An 18,319-nucleotide genomic window follows, 5' to 3' on the forward strand; every position below is an offset into this window, starting at 1 on the left:
GCGCGCTTGATCCCCATAGCCTTGACCATAGCAGGTTCGGATTCCGGCGGCGGTGCCGGTATTCAGGCGGATTTGAAGACATTTTCCGCGCTGGGTGTCTATGGCGCGTCGGTCATCACGGCATTGACGGCGCAGAACACGCGCGCGGTCACCATGGTGGACCCCGCCAGCCCCGGCATGATTGCGGCACAAATGCAGGCGGTGTTCGATGATCTGGACGTGCGCGCCGTCAAGCTGGGCATGCTGGGCGATGCAACTGCCATCTCCACAGTGGCCGAAGGGTTGCACGGGTGCACCGTGCCGGTTGTTCTGGACCCTGTGATGGTTGCGAAATCCGGTGACAGGTTGCTGCCAGCGGATGCACTGGTGGCCTTGCGCCGCGACATCGTGCCGCTTGCCCATGTGCTGACCCCGAACCTGCCGGAAGCTGCGGATTTGCTGGGCATCGCCCCCGCGCAGTCCGAAGCGCAGATGCTGGAACAGGCGCAGGCCCTGCGCGACATGGGCGCACGGGCTGTGTTGATGAAGGGCGGGCATGGGCAGGGTGCCGATTGCGTGGATCTGCTGGTTGAGGCCAGTGGGGTTACCCGCCTGACCGCGCCGCGCCGCGCCACGAAAAACACCCATGGCACCGGCTGCACCCTGTCGGCCGCAATTGCGGCGGGGCTGGCGCAGGGCATGGCGCTGGGCGCGGCCGTGGCGCGCGCGCATGCCTATTTGCAAGGCGCGATTGCGCATGCGGATGCGCTGGGCGTGGGGTCGGGCCATGGGCCGGTGCATCATTTTCACGGGGTTTGGCGAAATGACTGATGTCACCATTATCGGGGCTGGTGTTGCCGGACTTTGGGCCGCTTGGGCATTGTGCAAGGCCGGTGTGGGCGTGCGTGTGATCGACCGCAACGGTGCGCCCGGCCCACATGGGTGTTCGTGGTGGGCAGGGGGCATGCTGGCCCCGTTTTGCGAAGGCGCGGTGGCCGAAGCGCCTGTTGTCGCGCATGGCGCGACTGCTGCCGCCCACTGGGCGAAGGTGACAAACGTAACCTATCGCGGGTCGCTTGTTGTTGCGCTGGACCGCGACAAGGGCGAACTGGCACGTTTTGCCCGCCGCACCAGCGGGCATGAATGGGTCAGGGACGGGCTGGCCACGCTGGAACCTGATTTGACCGGCCCCACACAGGCGCTGTTCTTTGGCGCTGAGGCCCATCTGGACCCGCGCGCGGCCCTTGCTGATCTGGTGGCGGCATTGCGCGCGCGCGGGGTGCATATTGAACATGCCACGGCCACGCCCGATGACATACCCGGCCCGGTGATTGATGCGCGCGGCATGGCCAGCCCTGTGCCGGGGCTGCGCGGGGTGCGCGGCGAAATGGTGGTGTTGCGCGCGCCCGATATTGCGCTGACACGCCCTGTGCGCCTGCTGCATCCGCGCCACCCGCTATACATCGTGCCGCGTGCGAATGGCGTCTATATGCTGGGCGCAACCCAGATCGAAAGCGCGGACCGGCGCGGAATTTCGGCGCGGTCCACGCTGGAATTACTGTCGGCGGCCTATGCGCTGGACCCGCGCTTTGCCGAGGCCGAGGTGCTGGAAACCGGTGCGGATTTGCGCCCGGCCTTTGCTGATAATGTGCCGCGCGTGGTCCGACAGGGGCGGGTTTTGCACCTGAACGGGTTGTTCCGGCACGGCTATCTGATGGCGCCTGCACTGGCACAGCAGGCTGCGGATTTCCTGACCCATGGCATCAAGGGGGATTTGTTCCATGAAGATTGAAGTGAATGGCGAGATGCACCAGATTTCAGCCGCAACTGTCGATGATGCATTGGCAGAACTGGGCTGGGCGGACGCGCGCGTGGCCACGGCGCTGAATGGGGAATTCCTGCCCAAAGCCGCCCGCGCCACAACAAACCTGACCAACGGGGACCGGCTGGAAGTGCTGGCCCCCATGCAAGGCGGCTAGGGCATGGCGCAGACGAACTGCATAAAGGATTGCGATGATGCATGATTTCTACGGCGTGAAGCTGGACAGCCCCTTGATGCTGGGCACGGCGCAATACCCGTCCCCTGCCATTTTGGAAGCCGCGTTTCGCGCGTCCGGCGCATCTGTGGCCACTGTGTCGCTGCGCCGCGAAAGCGGGCAGGGTCAGGCGTTTTGGGACATTATCCGCGGGCTGGGTGTGCATGTGCTGCCCAATACCGCAGGCTGCCACAGCGCGCGCGAAGCCGTCACCACGGCCCAAATGGCGCGGGAAGTGTTTGAAACCAACTGGATCAAGCTGGAAGTCATCGGCAATGCCGACACGTTGCAACCTGACCCGTTCGGATTGCTGAATGCGGCCGAAACGCTGGCCGCTGACGGGTTCGAGGTGTTTCCCTACATGACCGAAGATCAGGTTCTGGCGCAGCGTCTGGTTGATGCGGGCTGCAAGGTGCTGATGCCTTGGGGTGCGCCCATCGGGTCCGGTCTGGGGTTGAACAACCGTTACGGGCTGAAAACCCTGCGCGCGGCGTTTCCCGACATTCCCATGGTTATTGACGCGGGCCTTGGCCTGCCCAGCCATGCAGCGGCGGCCATGGAGTTGGGGTTTGACGCGGTCTTGCTGAACACTGCCGTGGCGCAAGCGGGGGACCCTGTGGCGATGGCGCGCGCCTTTGGCATGGCGGCCAGCGCGGGTGCCTTGGCCCGCACCGCTGACCCGATGGAACCGCGCGACATGGCCGCGCCGTCAACCCCGCTGATTGGAAAGGCTTGGTTATGACCCTACCACGTTTTTATCCTGTGTTTGAGTCTGTGGACTGGCTGGCCCGCGCCCTGCCGCTGGGGGTGAAGCTGGTGCAGCTGCGCATCAAGGACCGCGACCCCGATGCGCTGCGTCTGGACATTCGCGCCGGGCTGGCACTGGCGCGCCAGCATGATGCCGCGTTGGTTGTGAATGATTACTGGCAACTGGCGATTGAGGAAGGCGCGGATTGGTTGCATCTGGGGCAGGAAGATCTGGACAGTGCCGATATGGCCGCCATAAGGCGCGCGGGGCTGCGTGTGGGCATTTCCACCCATGACCATGCCGAACTTGACCGCGCCTTGGCGCTTGCGCCCGATTATATTGCGCTTGGGCCGGTCTATCCGACGATCCTGAAGCAGATGAAATGGCACCAGCAAGGGCTGGAGCGCGTCACCGAATGGAAGCGGCTTGTGGGCGACATACCGCTATGTGCGATTGGGGGCATGTCCGTTGACCGCGCGCAAGGGGCGTTTGCCGCAGGGGCTGATATTGTCGCGGCTGTCACCGACATTACCCTGAACCCCAACCCCGAAGGGCGCATGCGTGACTGGCTGGCGGTCTGCGCATGACCCGCTATGCCCGCCAGATGATCTTGCCTGAAATTGGCGCGGATGGGCAGGCGCGGCTGGCGCGGGCGCATGTGCTGATCGTGGGGGCAGGGGGGTTGGGCGTTCCGGTGCTGCAATACCTTGCGGGGGCGGGCGTTGAGCATATCACCTTGGTGGATGGTGACCATGTGGAAATTGGCAATCTGCACCGCCAGCCCCTGTATCGCATGGAGCAGCTGGGCCAACCCAAAGCGCAGGCCGCCGCCGGGGCCATATCGGCGCTGAACCCCGATGTGGTGATAAGTGCGCATGTCGCATGGCTGGACCCCGCGAACGCGCCCGACTGGGTGGCGGCGGCCGATCTGGTGCTGGATTGCGCCGATACATTCGCCGCCAGCCTGACATTGTCCGACATCTGCCGCGACACGGGCACACCGCTGATCACGGCCAGCGCGCTTGCGCAGTCGGGCTATGTGGCGGGGTGTTGCGGTGACGCGCCCAGTCTGCGCGCCATTTTCCCCGATCTGCCACAGCGCGGGGCAACCTGCGCCACAGCGGGGGTCATGGGGCCGGTTGTGGGCGCGATTGGCGCTATTCAGGCGCAAATGGCGCTGTCTGTGCTATTGGGCCTGACGCCCAGCCCCTTGGGCCAGCTGATAAGCCTTGATGCGGCGCGCTGGCGTATGGGGGGCTTCCGGTTTGACCGCGCGCCTGAACCCGACGCGCCTTTGCCCTTCATTGCCCGCAGCCAGACGCGCGCGGAGGATGTGCTGATTGACCTGCGCGCGGAAGCGCCCCCCTTCAGCCCCGCTGCGCGCCATATCCTGCCCGAGAATATTACCACCCTTGCCCCGCCTGCGGGCCGCCGCGTGGTGCTGGCCTGTGCCACGGGGTTGCGTGCCCATAATGCGGGGCAGGTGCTGCAGGCCCACTGGCCGGGGCAAATCGCGCTTCTGGCGCTGACAGAATGACATCATGAAAGGATATTCCATGAAATACCCGTTTGCCGCGCTGGCCCTTGTTGCCACCACCGCCCTGCCCGCTGCGGCCCAAGACCGTCTTAGCGTGATGCTGGACTGGTTCGTGAACCCCGACCACGCGCCCATTATCCTTGCGCAGGAACTGGGCTATTTCGCCGATGCCGGGCTGGAGGTGGAGACTGTCACCCCATCCGACCCCAACGACCCGCCGCGCATGGTGGCGGCGGGCCGTGTGGATCTGGCTGTGTCCTACCAGCCGCAATTGCACCTTAGTCGGCATAACGACCTGCCCTTGCGCCGCGTGGGCACGTTGATTTCCACACCGCTGACCTGCCTTGTGGTGCTGGCCGACGGTCCGGTGCAGGACATGTCAGACCTGCGCGGCGGCAAGGTGGGGTTCGCCGTGGCGGGCGTGCAGGAAGTGATGCTGGACGCGATGCTGGCCCATAACGGCATGGAACCGGGTGATGTGGAACAGATCAATATCGGCTGGTCCATCTCGCCTGCGCTGATGTCGGGGCAGGTGGATGGCGTCATTGGTGCATTCCGCAATTTCGAATTGAACCAGCTTCAGATCGAAGGGACCGAAGGGCGCTGTTTCTACCCCGAAGCCGAAGGCATACCCGCCTATGACGAATTGATCTATGTCGCCAATCCCGACCGGATGGATGCACAGCTTATTGCGCGTTTTCTGGATGCGACTGAACGCGCGACAGGGTTCATCCTGAACAACCCTGATCAGGCATGGGACATATTCTCGGCCACAGCCCCTGAATTGCAGACCGAACTGAACACCCGCGCATGGGGCGACACATGGCCGCGCTTTGCCACCCGCCCCGCCGCGCTGGATGCAGGCCGCTACGCCCGGTTTGAAGCGTTCCTTGCGCAGCGCGGCGCAACAGCGGGGGGCCTGTCCGTCAGTGAATTGGCCGTTGATGTCACCGCAGGGGGCGAGGAATGACTGCGCCCCAGTATGGCCGCGCCTTTGCCCTGTGGCGCGATCACGCGCCGCAATGGTGCGCCTATACGCATCATCCATTTGTCGAGGGGGTGCGTCAGGGCACATTGCCGCAGGAAAATTTCCTGCATTACCTGCGACAGGATTATGTGTTCCTGACCCATTTTGCCCGCGCCTGGGCCTTGGCGGCGGTCAAGGCGGGCACCTTGTCGGAAATGCGTGCCGCATCAGCCACGGTGCATGCGCTTGTGCATCATGAAATGCCCCTGCATCTGGACATCTGCGCGCGCGAAGGAATTGACGCTGCCGCATTGGAAGCCACCATCGAAGCGCCCGCCAATCTGGCTTATACCCGCTATGTGCTGGAAGCGGGGTATTCGGGTGATTTTCTGGACCTGATGGCCGCGCTTGCGCCCTGTGTGCTGGGCTATGGCGAGATTGGCGTGCGGCTGGCAGGCAGTGGCGGGCCATATGCGCAGTGGATCGAAACCTATGCCGGGGCAGAATATCAGGGCCTGTGCGGTGATATTGGCGCGCTGATTGATGATGCGCTTGTCCACCGCCTTGGCGCGCACTGGCACAGCCTGCCCCGTGCCGCCCATCTGGCACAACGGTTCGCAACGGCCACGGCGCTGGAAGTGGGCTTTTGGGATATGGGGCTTGCAGGGCCATGAAGGCGCCTGCCCTGCATATCAGCGGTGATCTGTGGCTGGGGCAGGTTGCGTTGGTCCGCAACCTTGGGCTGGATTTCCCTGCAGGGCAGTGGTCGTGCCTGCTGGGGCCGTCAGGCGTGGGCAAATCCACGCTGGGGCGATTGATCGCGGGGCTGGCGGGGCCGTTTCAGCTGCAAGGGCACTGCCGCGCCAGTGATGCGCGGCCCCTGAACGGTCGGGTGGCGATGATGGCGCAGGACGGTCAGCTTCTGCCATGGGCCAGTGTGCTGCACAATGTCACCATTGGCGCGCGGCTGCGTGGGCAGGTGCCTGACACGGCGCGCGCGCGGGCGCTGCTGGATGAGCTGGGGCTGGGCGCGCTGGCGACCCGCCGCCCGGCCACCTTGTCGGGCGGGCAGCGCCAGCGCGTGGCCCTTGCCCGCACCTTGATCGAGGATTGCCCTGTCGTGGTGCTGGATGAACCGTTTTCGGCGCTGGACGCCGCAACACGGCTGGCCATGCAGGATCTGGCGGCGCGGATGTTGACGGGGCGCACAGTCGTGCTGATTACCCATGACCCGCTGGAAGCGGTGCGTCTGGCAGACCGGGCGTGGTTGCTGTTGCCTGACGGGGCAGAAACACTGGATCTGCCTGCACCCAGCCCGCCGCGCAGTTATCGTGATGAGACAACACTGGCGATGCAGGCGCGGCTGCTGGCGCGGTTGCACGGGATGCAACCCGCATGAGCGCGGCCTTGGGGGCAGGGCTGCGCGCTGTTCTGGCGCTGGCGTTCGGTCTGGCGCTGTGGCAAGCCGTGGTCTGGGCCAGCGGGGTGCCGCCCTTCATTTTGCCCGGTCCGGTGCGGGTGGCAGAAAGCTTGTGGGCCAACGCGCCGATGCTGGCACAGAATGCGCGCTTTACACTTTTCAACCTGCTGACGGGACTTGCCGCAGGCATCACGCTGGGGGTTGCAACGGCGCTGAACCTTGCGCTGTCGCCGGGTGCGCGCCTGTTGGTGCGCCCGATGCTGATATTTGCGCAGGCCGTTCCGGTATTCGCGCTAGCGCCGGTGATTACCTTGTGGCTGGGCTATGGTGCCCCGTCCAAGATTGTGATCGTTATGCTGGTGATCTATTTTCCCGTCACGTCTGCGTTTTTTGATGGGTTGATGCGCCTGCCCGCGCCGCTGGCGGATATGGCGCAGCTTATGCGCGCAACACCTGTTCGCCGCCTGATCTGGGTACAGGTGCCCCATGCCTTGCCGTCGCTGGCGTCGGGTTTGCGCCTTGCGGTGGTGTATGCGCCGTTCGCCGTGATCATTGGCGAATGGGTCGGGTCGTCGCGGGGGCTGGGCTATCTGATGCTGATGGCCAATGGTCGCGGCCAGACAGACCTGATGTTTGCGGCCCTTCTGGTACTGGCCGCGCTTGGCCTGACGCTGTTTTTTGTGTTCGAGGGGGTGATAAAAAGACTAACGCGACCGGATCAGGGTCAGAGATAGTTTGCAGATGTCTTGGCCTGAAGGGGACACTCCAAGGCGCGGAATCAAGGGCGCAGCCCGCCGCGCCATCGGCGGGCCGTCCCGCGGCCTGCCGATGACCTGAAGGTGTGCCAAGCGCTTGATGTCAGGAATATGCCGCGTGGATAAACTGCATTCCTATACCGTGGGATCGGCAGACCCCGGCCCGCCGATAGCGCGGGCTTTATTCATGTGCGAAGGACAGCTTCCGGCCACTATTTGCCCTGCCATGCAGCCCCAACCCACCATCAGCGCCCGCGCGCCCAACCTGCGCTGTCACGCCTGCGGGTCAGCCGCACAAGGCCCGAGACTGTCGCATAAACGCCAAACCCCACAGGGTCCGCTTTCAGCAAGGCCCAGCCATCCGCTTGGGTCTTGTCATCATTCTGCATCAACTTGGGGAACAGCGCTGCAAGCTGTGCATTGCCCTGATCCTGCCTGCGGCGCACGCGCACCAGACGCGCCAGCCCTTCGGCCATGGGCCAGTCATAGGGCGCGCTTACCTGCGTTCTTTCCTGCGGTGTGAAATGCAACCTGACGAATGTATCATCTGATATGATGTCGGGGAAATGCCCCCACCGCGCATGTCCGGCGGCGTTGACCGCAAACAGCCCGAAGCCTGCCGCATTGGAATTGAAAAAGGGCAGGCGCTGCCAGAAGCGGGCGTATTGCGCTGTCACCCAACTGGCGGGGGCGGGAATGCGGGGTGTGCCAGTGGCATAGCGCGGCTTGTCCGACGCCAGGGCCACAGTCAGCTCCGCCAGCAGATCGGGGCTGACAATCACATCGGCATCCAGATAAACGCGAATGGCGCCCGTGGCGTGCTGATCGCCCATGTTCAGCGCGGCAATTTTGCTGCCTGTGGGCAGGTCCAGAACGCGCAACCCCCAGCCGCGCGGTTCGGCCATTGCGCTAAACCGCGTTGCCACCGCGACTGTGTCATCGGTGCAGCCATTGGCGATAACCAGCACCTCCAGCGTGTGGCGTGGCAGCGGATTGGACGCCAGAACGGCCCGAAGGCAGGCCCCGATATACTGGCCTTCGTTGCTGGCAGGAATGATGACCGACACAACCGGCGTCAAGGCCGGCCCCCCCTGTCAGGGTCGCCCATCCTCAACCCCGTTTCGGGCAGGGACCGCACAACCGACCAGACGATGTCTTGCATCAACGCGGCCAGTTCAGGCGGGGGCGCTTGCGCTGGCGTGCCATCGGCGCGCTGCAACGCATGGGGTAAGCCGCGCGGATCAGCATGATACAAGACCGAAAAATGCGTCAGCGCGGCCAGATAATTCCCAAGGTCATTCACATGGATATTGTCCAGACTGCCATCAGGGGTGCGACGGAACAGGTCGGTGTGGTCGGCCATGCCCGCCACCCCCCCTTCGGCCATGACCGCGCGGGTCAGTGCGGCCATAACCCGCCCCACCGGAATAACATGAATGCGCCCGGTTTCAGGATAGGCCATGGCCTGCGCCAGAATGGTGCCTTCCCATAGGGCTTCAGGGTCGGTGTCCAGCCGGTGCAGCCAATCGTCCAAAGATGTCAGGTGTGGCCATGATTCATACATATACAGCCGAATCTCGGGGGATTGCTGGCGCGCCCTTGCGGCCCACAGCGCCGCATGCCGCGCGGACGCGTGCCACTTGATGGCGTCATTCAGTTCCACCATCTCGGTCATGATGAAACTGTCATAATCGCCCGAGTCCAGGGCCTCGAACGGGTCACGCCACGCGCGGGTGGCGTTCATGTCGTCAAACCCATTGACCGGATGCGCGGAATCCCAATGGTCGCGCAGGCTGCTTCCCCAGCCAAGCTGGCTGTGGTGGCGATGGTCCGGAAACCCCGCATGCGCCGCCAGTTGCCCGATGAAAGCCGGGATGTCATGGCCCACAAGGCTGTGGCCAAGGTGATAAACTGTCAGGCTGGCATGTGGTTGGGGCAGCGCTGATTTATAGAGTGCAGCGCGGTCTTGCGCCGAAAGCGGGCGCGGTTCGCCCAAGGTGCGCCATACAGCAATTCCCAGCGCGGCAATAAACGCAAGAACCAGATATGCCCTATGCCTGTGAAACGGGATCATGGCGAATATGTGCTTTCGAAGTGAACCTGTGGCAAGGGTGAATGATGTCCGGTTGGGCTGGGCTTGGCAAGTCAGGTGCCAAGGTGGGGGCGGGGGGCAGGGGTCAGCGCGGCGGCCTGCGCGATCTTGCTGCTTGCACGGCATGCCGTGGCAAGACCAGTGCGCATTTGACATAGCGCCATGCCAACCGCCGCGGGTTTCCAAGCATGCGCCACAGCCATTCCATTGCAATCATGCGTATAAAGCGGGGCGCGCGCATTTGCGCCTTGGCCAGAAAATCCAGACCCGCCCCGATGGAGATAAAGCCCATATCCGGCACCGCGTCGCGGCCAAAGATGGCGAAGCATTCCTGTTTGGGTGCACCCAAGGCCAGAAGGCACAGCTGCGCCCCTGCGGCATGGGCCTGTTCCAACACAAGTCTGGCTTGCGGGCTGGTTGGGTCAAACCCCATGGGCGGGGCAATTTTTGCAACAACTTTCAGGGCCGGCAAACGTGCTTGCAACCGGATTTCAGCCTTGTCCAACACGTTCTGGGTCGATCCGATAAACGCGACGGGAACCCCCAGTTCCGCAGCAATCGCGCAGACAGGTTCAATCAGGTCAGACCCTGGCATATGCGCGACAGGGCGCCCGGCAAGGCGTGACAGCCACACAATGGGGTTGCCATCTGCCAAGACTATGTCATGCGCGCCATAGGCCGTGCGGAATTCCGGATCTTCATAAAGCTTCACCAGATGGTCAAGGTTCAAGGTCGCAACTGCAAACCCGGACCGCGTGGCCAGCATGTCCCGAAACAAGGCGAAAAGGTCTGCATGAGAGGCAGAGGTGACACTGACCTTTTGGCCTGCCACATCAAAGGTCATGTCCTGTCCGTCACGCGCCGGACCATGACGCAACGATGCATTCCAGTCTGCGGCGCGAATTGGGCGCTGTCCAGACTTGCCCGAACTCAGGTCACTCATTTTGAAGGTATCCATACCGACGCTGACTTTACCCATTACACTTCCGCCTGCTGATACGCGCATTTAATACCATACAGACTCACACTCAGAATGTGTCCAGAATTGGGTTAAACCAACTCTTTTATTTGGTATTTTCATGGAATTGGGCGACATGTCGCAGAAAAACATGCCTGCATTGTGCTGTGCGGGCCGTCGCAGGGGGGCGAAGCAGAAAGCGCAGCCGCTAGCGCGGGCAGGCGGTGGCGCAACCAGCATGCATGCAGGCAGGTGGGAAATTCAGGGTGGCGCGGTGTGGTCGCGTGGTCGCGCACTGCCACAGTCACCTGAATTGTTGCGGATGGGTGCGGCGATGTTGCATTTCAGCCCTGCGCGCAGGCTGGTGTCACGCGCAGGGCCTGCAGATGTCAGTGTTGCAAGGCGCGCACGCCAATTTCGTCTTCTTCGCGCGCCTTGATGGCCAGAACGGCGGCGTGGCTTCCGGCGGCTGTGGTAAAATACGGGATTTTGTTATAAAGCGCTACAGACCGGATTTCGCGGCTGTCCTCGACCGCTTGTGCGCCTTCGGTGGTGTTCAACAGCATGACGATCTCGCCACTTTTCAGCAGGTCTGCAATATTGGGCCGCCCTTCATACACCTTGTTCACGATGTCACAGGCCACGCCCTGTTGCTGCAGCCAGTTGGCGGTGCCGCGCGTGGCAACAATGCTGAACCCCAGTTCAACAAGCGTGCGGGCGGTTTCCAGCATCATCGGGCCTTTGTCATAATCCTTGATGGACACAAAAACCGCGCCGTTTTCAGGCAATGTCACGCCTGCACCCAACTGCGCCTTATAGAACGCGCGGGCAAAATTGCGCGCCCAGCCCATGACCTCGCCGGTGGAACGCATTTCGGGGCCAAGCAGCGTGTCGACACCCGGAAAACGCGCGAAGGGCAGCACGGCTTCCTTCACGGAAAACCACGGGGTTTGCGGGTCCGCCAATGTCAGCGGGTCGCCCATGGGCAGCGGTTCCGTGGGTTTCACATCGCCATCCAGCGGGGCGCGCAGCGGGAAGTTTGACAGCGGTTCCCCCGCCATCAGGCGTGCGGCAATCGATGCAATCGCGCTGTCGGTGGATTTGGCAACAAAGGGCACTGTGCGGCTGGCGCGCGGGTTCACTTCCAGCACATAAATCACATCATCCTTGATGGCGAATTGCACATTCATCAGGCCAACAACATTCAGCCCGCGCGCCAGCGCTTCGGTCTGTTTGTGCAATTGGGTGATGATGTCCTGCGACAAGGAATAGGGCGGCAGTGAACAGGCACTGTCACCCGAATGCACGCCCGCTTCTTCGATATGCTGCATGATGCCCGCGACATGCACCGCCTGCCCGTCGCACAGCGCGTCCACGTCAACCTCAACCGCGCCAATAAGATAGCTGTCCAGCAACACGGGGTTTTTGCCCGACACCTGCACCGCATCCCGGATGTAGCGTTCCAGATGCGCATCATCGCGCACGATTTCCATTGCGCGCCCGCCCAGCACATAGGATGGGCGGATGACCAGCGGGTAGCCTACCTTCTGCGCAATCTCGAACGCCTGATCACGACTGGACGCAATGCCGTTGACCGGCTGTTTCAGCCCCAGCGTGTTCAGAAGCGCCTGAAAACGTTCGCGGTCCTCGGCCAGATCAATCGCGTCGGGGCTGGTGCCAAGGATGGGGATGCCTTCTTCTTGCAGGGCATTGGCCAGTTTCAGGGGCGTTTGCCCGCCGAATTGCACGATGACGCCGTGCAATGTGCCGTTTTCCTGTTCCACCCGCAGGATTTCCAGAACATGTTCCAGCGTCAGCGGTTCAAAATACAGCCGGTCCGATGTGTCATAATCGGTCGAGACCGTTTCGGGGTTGCAGTTGATCATGATGGTTTCATAGCCAACATCGGTCAGTGCGAAACAGGCGTGGCAGCAGCAATAATCAAATTCGATCCCTTGCCCGATACGGTTGGGACCACCGCCCAGAATGACCACTTTCTTGCGGTCAGACGGGCGCGCTTCGCATTCCACATCGCCCATCACGGGGGTTTCATAGGTGGAATACATATAGGGGGTTTGGGCCTCAAACTCTGCGGCGCAGGTGTCGATCCGTTTGAACGCAGCTGTCACACCCAGATTGCGGCGCGCGCGGCGCACTTGTGCCTCGTCGCGGCCGGTCAGTGTGGCAAGGCGCGCATCGGTGAAGCCCAGCATCTTCAACTCGCGCAGGCCATCGGCGGTGACTGGCAGGCCCTTACTACGAATCTGCGCCTCGGCGTCGATGATTTCGCGGATACGGGCCAGGAACCACGGGTCAAACGATGTCGCTACCTGAATTTCATCATCTGACAACCCTTCGCGCATGGCTTGGGCAATCAGGCGAATGCGGTCGGGCGTCTGCGCGGAAATGGCCTTGATGATTGCGGCCTTGTCGGGCGCGCCGGGAATGGCAATTTCGTCAAATCCTGTCAGACCGGTTTCCATGCTGGCCAGCGCCTTTTGCATGGATTCGTGGAAAGTGCGGCCAATCGCCATAGCCTCGCCCACCGACTTCATGGCGGTGGTCAGTTCGGGCTTGGAGCCGGGGAATTTCTCAAACGCGAAGCGCGGTATTTTGGTGACGACATAATCAATCGTTGGCTCAAAACTGGCCGGTGTCACCTTGGTGATGTCATTGTCCAATTCGTCCAGCGTGTAGCCCACCGCCAGTTTGGCCGCGATTTTCGCAATCGGAAAACCAGTGGCCTTGGACGCCAGCGCCGACGACCGCGACACGCGCGGGTTCATTTCAATCACCACCATGCGCCCGTCAGCGGGGTTGATCGCCCATTGCACGTTGGACCCGCCGGTTTCCACGCCGATTTCGCGCAAAACAGCAATCGAGCCGTTGCGCATGATCTGGTATTCCTTGTCGGTCAGGGTCAGCGCAGGGGCCACGGTGATGGAATCGCCGGTATGCACGCCCATCGGGTCCACGTTTTCGATGGAACACACAATGATGGCATTGTCCGCCTTGTCGCGGACAACTTCCATCTCAAATTCTTTCCAGCCCAGCAGCGATTCATCGACCAGAATTTGCGCCATGGGCGATGCGTCCAGCCCCGAGCGGCAGATGCGTTCATAATCATCGCGGTTATACGCCACGCCGCCGCCTGTGCCCCCAAGCGTGAAGGCAGGGCGGATGATCGCGGGCAGGCCCACATATTCAATGGCGGCCATCGCTTCGGCCACCCCTGCATTGATGTCGTATTTGCCATTGGGCAGTTTGGGGGCGGCAATGATGGTCGCGCGCGGGTTTTCTATGCCCAGCCTGTCCATGGCTTCACGAAACAGCTTGCGGTCTTCGGCCATTTCGATGGCTTCGCGTTTCGCGCCAATCATTTCAACGCCGAACTTGTCCAGAACGCCCATATCGGCCAGCGCCAGCGAGGTGTTCAGCCCGGTTTGCCCGCCCATGGTGGGCAACAGCGCGTCGGGGCGTTCCTTTTCGATGATTTTTGCGACAATTTCAGGGGTGATGGGTTCAATATAGGTCGCATCCGCAAGGCCAGGATCGGTCATGATGGTGGCGGGGTTGGAATTTACCAGAATAACCCGATACCCCTCTTCGCGTAGCGCCTTGCAGGCTTGTGCGCCGGAATAGTCGAATTCGCAGGCCTGTCCGATCACGATAGGCCCCGCACCGATGATCATGATGGATTGGATATCGGTTCTTTTTGGCATGTGGGACCCCTGAATGGCGTGCGCAGCAAGTAACACAGCGCAGCATTGCACTGTGTAAATTGCGGGCGTTATATCCAAGGCGAGCGGCGGCGCAACCCCTGTTTATGCACCTTCGCCCATGTTCTTGTCGCTTGCTTGTCCAGTTTGATGTAAATCAAAAAGTAAGTATGCTAGGCAGTGAATGTAAAAAGCCTTATCGTATTGTGTTGGTGTTTTTATGAAAGAATTTGTTAACGAAGAACAGGCAATTTGGCCTGGGCTCGGCGCGAAACAGGATCAAATGGCTGACGAGATCGAACTCTATGGCAATGCAGCACGGTTGACTGATATTCAGGGGCTGGTGGTCGACCTGATCAATCGGCTTCTAAGCACCAATATTGACGAAATCGACCACGCGATTGACGATGCGCTGGCCAAAATCGGGGCTTTTACGGGCCGCGACCGGGCCTATGTTTTCGTGCGCCATGGCGACACTGCCGACAACACGCATGAATGGTGCGCCACGGGCGTGGAGCCGATGAAAGACGCGCTGCAAGGCATATCCATGGACGAATTCCAGACGGTCCGGGACTTGCTGGACCGTGGCGAGGCGGCAAATATTTCCGATGTGCGCGACTATCCCGAAACATCTGATGCGCGCGTGTTTCTGGAAGCGCAGGGCATAAGGTCCATGTTGCTGGTGCCCATGGTCCCGGATGGTGAATTGTTCGGTGTGGTGGGTTTTGACAGTGTGTCGCATGTGGGCTTCTTTTCCTCAAGCGAGATTTATTTGCTGCGATCTTTCGCGGATGTGGTGACGTCGGTGTTGTTGCGCCGCGATTCGGCCCTTGCGGTGCGCGCCGCCCAGGACGAACTTGCCCGCGAGCGCGCGTTCCTGCAGGGCATTGTCAGCACCAGTGCGACAGGTTTTGTTGTTCTGTCCAGCGAAGGGCGCATTATTTATGCGAATGATGCTGCCGAAACTGTCCTTGGCGCGTCGCGCGATTTCATGCTGGGCGAGATGTATAACAGCCCGAAATGGGACATGACCGACCTGAACGGCGCCACCGTCCGGGAAGAAGACGAACCCTTCGTTATTGTCCAGAAAACCGGGCGCATGGTCCAGAACCATCGCGTCGCGCTGAATTGTGCGGACGGGGTGCGCTACGCGTCCTTCAACGCGGCCCCCATTGCGACTGCAGAAGGGCAGGCCGCGCGTGTGGTATACGCCGTCACCGATGTGACCGCCCTTGTCACCGCTGAACAGGCGCGAGAGGCCGCGCTGGATGAAGCGCGCCGCGCGAATGTGGCGAAGTCGAATTTCCTTGCGAAAATGAGCCATGAAATCCGCACGCCCCTGAACGGAATTCTGGGGATTGCAGACATCCTGTCAGATACGATCAAGGACCAGACCAGCCTGCAAATGATAAATGTCCTGCGCAATTCCGGCACATTGCTGATGGGCATCATCAATGACCTTCTGGACATGAGCAAAATTGAAGCGGATGCGCTGGAACTGGAATCCGTGCCGTTCCTGTTGTCCGATCTGGCCCGCCGCACCGAGGAGGTGCACACCCTGCGCGCCGCAGAAAAAGGCCTGTCTTTCAGTGTCAGGATCGAAGACCCCGGCAATGCGCGCCGCCTTGGGGACCCGCAGCGCCTGACGCAGATTTTGCACAATCTGATCAGTAATTCCGTTAAATTCACCCAACAAGGCTACGTTAACGTCTGGCTGACCGCGCTTGATGACGCGATGATACGCATCTGTGTCGAAGATAGCGGCATTGGCATGACCCAACCCCAGTTGGAGCGCGTCTTTGCCCCGTTCTCGCAGGCCGACAGTTCGATTTCGCGCCGGTTCGGGGGCACGGGTCTGGGCATGTCCATCGTCAAACGCCTTGTCGAGATGATGGAAGGCACGATCGAGCTTGCCAGTGTTGAAGGGCAGGGCACGAAGATTACAGTGAACCTGCCGCTGCGGGTTTCCACGATGGATGATCCGGTTGCGCCACCGGGGCCTGCCTTGGGGGCGGGGGGGGCGGAACAGGCCCCGTTGCCGCGACTGTCAATTCTGGTCGCTGATGACAACCGCACCAACCAGATGATCCTTGGCATAATGCTGGGGCAGGTGGGGGCACAGGCCACCATGGCGGATGACGGGCTTTCTGCGTTGGAATTGTTCCGGCAAGGCAAGTTTGACGTTCTGGTTCTTGACATCTCCATGCCCGGCATGGACGGGGTGACCTTGCTGAATGCGATCCGCACCGAAGAACGCCTAAGGGGGCTGGCGCGGACGCCCGCGCTTGCCTTCACGGCAAATGCAATGTCGCATCAGGTGGCGGCCTATCGCGCAGCCGGATTTGATGATTGCCTGACCAAACCACTGAAGCGCGACGACCTTGTGCGCGCGTTATCGCGCCTTGTCGGCACGGCCTGAGGCGCTGCCGGGGTCTGGTTGGGCATGTTCGGGGCATGGGTGCCGCAATCGCGGGTCTTGCCCGTGAAAACACCGGTGCGCAGGGCGCGAAACGCGCTATCTGACGGCAGGCATGGTTACCGTGCGCGCGCGGCAGGCACGTTGCAGCGTGCGCGGGTCGCACTGGCCGGGCCGCAGGTCACGGTCAAGGCAAAGGCGCAATTCCTGCACATTGCCTGAATGGCAGGTCATGAACGCCATGTCATCTTGCACTGACGGATTGGCCTGTTGCACAGCGGCAATCAGGGCGGCGGGGGTCACCTGCCGGTTTTGCTGCATATGGGGCGCGGGGGGCAGGTCCAGCGCCCTGAAGGCCCGGCGCGTGGCGTCGAAATACGCCTCGGGGCGCAGGCCGCTGCAAGTGCCGTGTTTGCGCCATTGATGCCATGCCAGCCCCGCGGACCCCATGATGTCCACCATGCGTGCAGTCTGGGCGCGGCTGGCGGGTGGATGGGGCGTGTCGCAGAATTCCGGCCATGTGCCATCCCGGTTCTGGGGCCACAACCCGTGCACCAGCCATCCTGCGCCCGTGCCCCGTGCGCATCGGTCATCCTTGCGGTCGTCGCCCTCATGGGCGCACCAGCTTGGTGTCCAGCTTAGGGCAAGAATGTAATATCCGCCGGTGTCCTCGGCGGCGGGCGCACGATGAAATGCAGCAAAGACGGCCAGCACCAGCCCCACGATCACAACGCCAAAAACTGCCCGCATTTTCACTTTCCCTCACAGCCAAGTAACGCTATAACGCGCTTATTCCCCGAAATCGAGGACAAGCAGGTTCGCCCTGCAGCCGATTCTCCGGCGGGAAGAATTTATGTGCGCATGACAGTTGCGCCAAATGACAGGAGTGCATGTCATGTCGAAACCGCTGATGCCCAAGGCAACCGCTGTGTGGTTGGTGGATAATACGACCCTGAGCTTCCGGCAGATAGCAGATTTCTGCGGTCTGCATGAACTGGAAGTTCAAGGGATTGCCGATGGTGATGTGGCCGGTGGCGTGAAAGGGTTTGACCCCATCGCGAACAACCAGCTTGACCAGATCGAGATTGACCGTGGCGAAAGAGATCCGCGCTACAAGTTGAAGCTGAAATACAACCCCGCCGCCGAAGGCGAGGAAAAGCGCCGTGGGCCGCGATACACCCCGCTGTCCAAACGGCAGGACCGTCCGGCGTCCATTCTGTGGTTGGTGAAATTCCATCCCGAACTGGCCGACGCGCAGATTCGCCGCCTTGTGGGGACGACCAACAGCACCATTCAGGCCATTCGCGAACGCACGCATTGGAACATCAATAACCTGCAACCGATTGACCCGGTCGCACTTGGGCTGTGTCGTCAGACCGAACTGGACAAGGAAGTTCAGAAATCCGCCGCGAAGCGCGCTGCCGAAGGCGGGATCATGTCCGATGACGAGCGGCGCAAACTGGTGTCAACCGAACAGTCGCTTGATATGGACCCTGAACCCAAAATGCCTGCTGGCATTGCCGGTCTGGAAAACTTCAGCATGAGTGACCTTAAATCGGATGACGATGACGAAACCGTGCGCCCCGCAGATTACAGCGATGCTGACAGTTTCTTCAACCTGCCAGAAGACGCGGATGATGATGACGATGAAGACAGCACCGACCCGCGTGATCGTTAGAACATACCGCGTTC

17 protein-coding genes are annotated in these 18,319 nt (G+C 61.6%); 12 read left to right on the top strand and 5 right to left on the bottom strand.

Features of this window, described 5'->3' with window-relative positions; all coding sequences use genetic code 11:
• The first annotated feature begins 6 nt into the window (after positions 1 to 6).
• Genes thiD through ACTZWY_RS04320 form a run of 10 tightly spaced genes read left to right on the top strand, consistent with a single transcriptional unit; the run spans position 7 to position 7,421 of the window.
• Complete coding sequence (thiD, locus tag ACTZWY_RS04275; protein ID WP_444789450.1) at positions 7 to 810, top strand: bifunctional hydroxymethylpyrimidine kinase/phosphomethylpyrimidine kinase; 804 nt, start codon at positions 7 to 9, stop codon at positions 808 to 810.
• Positions 803 to 1,771, top strand: coding sequence for an FAD-dependent oxidoreductase (locus tag ACTZWY_RS04280; protein ID WP_444789451.1), 969 nt, complete (start codon positions 803 to 805; stop codon positions 1,769 to 1,771). Before thiD ends, ACTZWY_RS04280 begins: the two co-directional genes overlap by 8 nt.
• Complete coding sequence (thiS, locus tag ACTZWY_RS04285; protein WP_444789452.1) at positions 1,761 to 1,958, top strand: sulfur carrier protein ThiS; 198 nt, start codon at positions 1,761 to 1,763, stop codon at positions 1,956 to 1,958. The genes ACTZWY_RS04280 and thiS overlap by 11 nt, the downstream gene beginning before the upstream one ends.
• A gap of 37 nt (positions 1,959 to 1,995) precedes the next feature.
• Positions 1,996 to 2,757: a thiazole synthase gene (locus tag ACTZWY_RS04290; RefSeq protein WP_444789453.1), complete on the top strand. Its 762-nt coding sequence runs from the start codon at positions 1,996 to 1,998 to the stop codon at positions 2,755 to 2,757.
• Positions 2,754 to 3,350, top strand: coding sequence for a thiamine phosphate synthase (locus ACTZWY_RS04295; protein ID WP_444789454.1), 597 nt, complete (start codon positions 2,754 to 2,756; stop codon positions 3,348 to 3,350). Before ACTZWY_RS04290 ends, ACTZWY_RS04295 begins: the two co-directional genes overlap by 4 nt.
• Entirely contained in the window at positions 3,347 to 4,300 is a 954-nt protein-coding gene (locus ACTZWY_RS04300; RefSeq protein WP_444789455.1) for a ThiF family adenylyltransferase, read from the top strand. The genes ACTZWY_RS04295 and ACTZWY_RS04300 overlap by 4 nt, the downstream gene beginning before the upstream one ends.
• Positions 4,301 to 4,319: 19 nt before the next feature.
• Positions 4,320 to 5,270, top strand: coding sequence for an ABC transporter substrate-binding protein (locus ACTZWY_RS04305; RefSeq protein ID WP_444789456.1), 951 nt, complete (start codon positions 4,320 to 4,322; stop codon positions 5,268 to 5,270).
• Positions 5,267 to 5,941: a TenA family protein gene (locus ACTZWY_RS04310; protein ID WP_444789457.1), complete on the top strand. Its 675-nt coding sequence runs from the start codon at positions 5,267 to 5,269 to the stop codon at positions 5,939 to 5,941. Before ACTZWY_RS04305 ends, ACTZWY_RS04310 begins: the two co-directional genes overlap by 4 nt.
• Complete coding sequence (locus ACTZWY_RS04315) at positions 5,938 to 6,666, top strand: ABC transporter ATP-binding protein (protein ID WP_444789458.1); 729 nt, start codon at positions 5,938 to 5,940, stop codon at positions 6,664 to 6,666. Before ACTZWY_RS04310 ends, ACTZWY_RS04315 begins: the two co-directional genes overlap by 4 nt.
• The gene (locus ACTZWY_RS04320) at positions 6,663 to 7,421 is read left to right on the top strand and encodes an ABC transporter permease (protein WP_444789459.1); all 759 of its coding nucleotides are present in this window, start codon (positions 6,663 to 6,665) and stop codon (positions 7,419 to 7,421) included. Before ACTZWY_RS04315 ends, ACTZWY_RS04320 begins: the two co-directional genes overlap by 4 nt.
• 266 nt (positions 7,422 to 7,687) lie before the next feature.
• Here the strand turns inward: ACTZWY_RS04320 and ACTZWY_RS04325 are convergent, their stop codons facing one another.
• The 4 genes from ACTZWY_RS04325 to carB all read right to left on the bottom strand — a co-directional run bounded on the left by ACTZWY_RS04325 (position 7,688) and on the right by carB (position 14,214).
• Positions 7,688 to 8,521, bottom strand: a complete 834-nt coding sequence (locus ACTZWY_RS04325; RefSeq protein ID WP_444789460.1) for a glycosyltransferase family 2 protein — start codon at positions 8,519 to 8,521, stop codon at positions 7,688 to 7,690.
• Positions 8,518 to 9,516, bottom strand: coding sequence for a hypothetical protein (locus ACTZWY_RS04330; protein WP_444789461.1), 999 nt, complete (start codon positions 9,514 to 9,516; stop codon positions 8,518 to 8,520). Before ACTZWY_RS04330 ends, ACTZWY_RS04325 begins: the two co-directional genes overlap by 4 nt.
• Positions 9,517 to 9,619: 103 nt before the next feature.
• Entirely contained in the window at positions 9,620 to 10,477 is an 858-nt protein-coding gene (locus tag ACTZWY_RS04335; RefSeq protein WP_444789462.1) for a WecB/TagA/CpsF family glycosyltransferase, read from the bottom strand.
• Between the two features lie 404 nt (positions 10,478 to 10,881).
• Entirely contained in the window at positions 10,882 to 14,214 is a 3,333-nt protein-coding gene (gene carB / locus ACTZWY_RS04340) for a carbamoyl-phosphate synthase large subunit (protein WP_444789463.1), read from the bottom strand.
• A 280-nt stretch (positions 14,215 to 14,494) separates the two neighbouring features.
• Between carB and ACTZWY_RS04345 the strand changes: the two genes are divergently transcribed.
• A complete protein-coding gene (locus ACTZWY_RS04345; RefSeq protein WP_444789464.1) occupies positions 14,495 to 16,630 on the top strand; it encodes an ATP-binding protein in 2,136 nt (711 codons plus the stop codon).
• Between the two features lie 96 nt (positions 16,631 to 16,726).
• On the opposite strand, the gene ACTZWY_RS04350 is transcribed toward ACTZWY_RS04345, so the two are convergent.
• A complete protein-coding gene (locus tag ACTZWY_RS04350) occupies positions 16,727 to 17,377 on the bottom strand; it encodes a ribonuclease T2 family protein (RefSeq protein ID WP_444789465.1) in 651 nt (216 codons plus the stop codon).
• A 145-nt stretch (positions 17,378 to 17,522) separates the two neighbouring features.
• On the opposite strand from ACTZWY_RS04350, the gene ACTZWY_RS04355 reads away from it, so the two are divergent.
• A complete protein-coding gene (locus ACTZWY_RS04355; protein WP_444789466.1) occupies positions 17,523 to 18,305 on the top strand; it encodes a DUF1013 domain-containing protein in 783 nt (260 codons plus the stop codon).
• The last annotated feature ends 14 nt before the right edge of the window (positions 18,306 to 18,319 follow it).

Origin of the sequence: Roseinatronobacter sp. NSM (assembly GCF_052379845.1) — a bacterium.
Classification (GTDB): Bacteria; Pseudomonadota; Alphaproteobacteria; order Rhodobacterales; family Rhodobacteraceae; genus Roseinatronobacter.

Coding starts and splice junctions, on each gene's coding strand:
- ACTZWY_RS04350 (WP_444789465.1), bottom strand. CDS start 17,377: ATGCGGGCAGTTTTTGGCGTTGTGATCGTGGGGCTGGTGCTGGCCGTC.
- ACTZWY_RS04290 (WP_444789453.1), top strand. CDS start 1,996: ATGCATGATTTCTACGGCGTGAAGCTGGACAGCCCCTTGATGCTGGGC.
- ACTZWY_RS04320 (WP_444789459.1), top strand. CDS start 6,663: ATGAGCGCGGCCTTGGGGGCAGGGCTGCGCGCTGTTCTGGCGCTGGCG.
- ACTZWY_RS04335 (WP_444789462.1), bottom strand. CDS start 10,477: ATGAGTGACCTGAGTTCGGGCAAGTCTGGACAGCGCCCAATTCGCGCC.
- ACTZWY_RS04295 (WP_444789454.1), top strand. CDS start 2,754: ATGACCCTACCACGTTTTTATCCTGTGTTTGAGTCTGTGGACTGGCTG.
- ACTZWY_RS04310 (WP_444789457.1), top strand. CDS start 5,267: ATGACTGCGCCCCAGTATGGCCGCGCCTTTGCCCTGTGGCGCGATCAC.
- ACTZWY_RS04305 (WP_444789456.1), top strand. CDS start 4,320: ATGAAATACCCGTTTGCCGCGCTGGCCCTTGTTGCCACCACCGCCCTG.
- ACTZWY_RS04355 (WP_444789466.1), top strand. CDS start 17,523: ATGTCGAAACCGCTGATGCCCAAGGCAACCGCTGTGTGGTTGGTGGAT.
- ACTZWY_RS04300 (WP_444789455.1), top strand. CDS start 3,347: ATGACCCGCTATGCCCGCCAGATGATCTTGCCTGAAATTGGCGCGGAT.
- thiS (WP_444789452.1), top strand. CDS start 1,761: ATGAAGATTGAAGTGAATGGCGAGATGCACCAGATTTCAGCCGCAACT.
- ACTZWY_RS04315 (WP_444789458.1), top strand. CDS start 5,938: ATGAAGGCGCCTGCCCTGCATATCAGCGGTGATCTGTGGCTGGGGCAG.
- carB (WP_444789463.1), bottom strand. CDS start 14,214: ATGCCAAAAAGAACCGATATCCAATCCATCATGATCATCGGTGCGGGG.
- ACTZWY_RS04345 (WP_444789464.1), top strand. CDS start 14,495: ATGGCTGACGAGATCGAACTCTATGGCAATGCAGCACGGTTGACTGAT.
- ACTZWY_RS04330 (WP_444789461.1), bottom strand. CDS start 9,516: ATGATCCCGTTTCACAGGCATAGGGCATATCTGGTTCTTGCGTTTATT.
- ACTZWY_RS04280 (WP_444789451.1), top strand. CDS start 803: ATGACTGATGTCACCATTATCGGGGCTGGTGTTGCCGGACTTTGGGCC.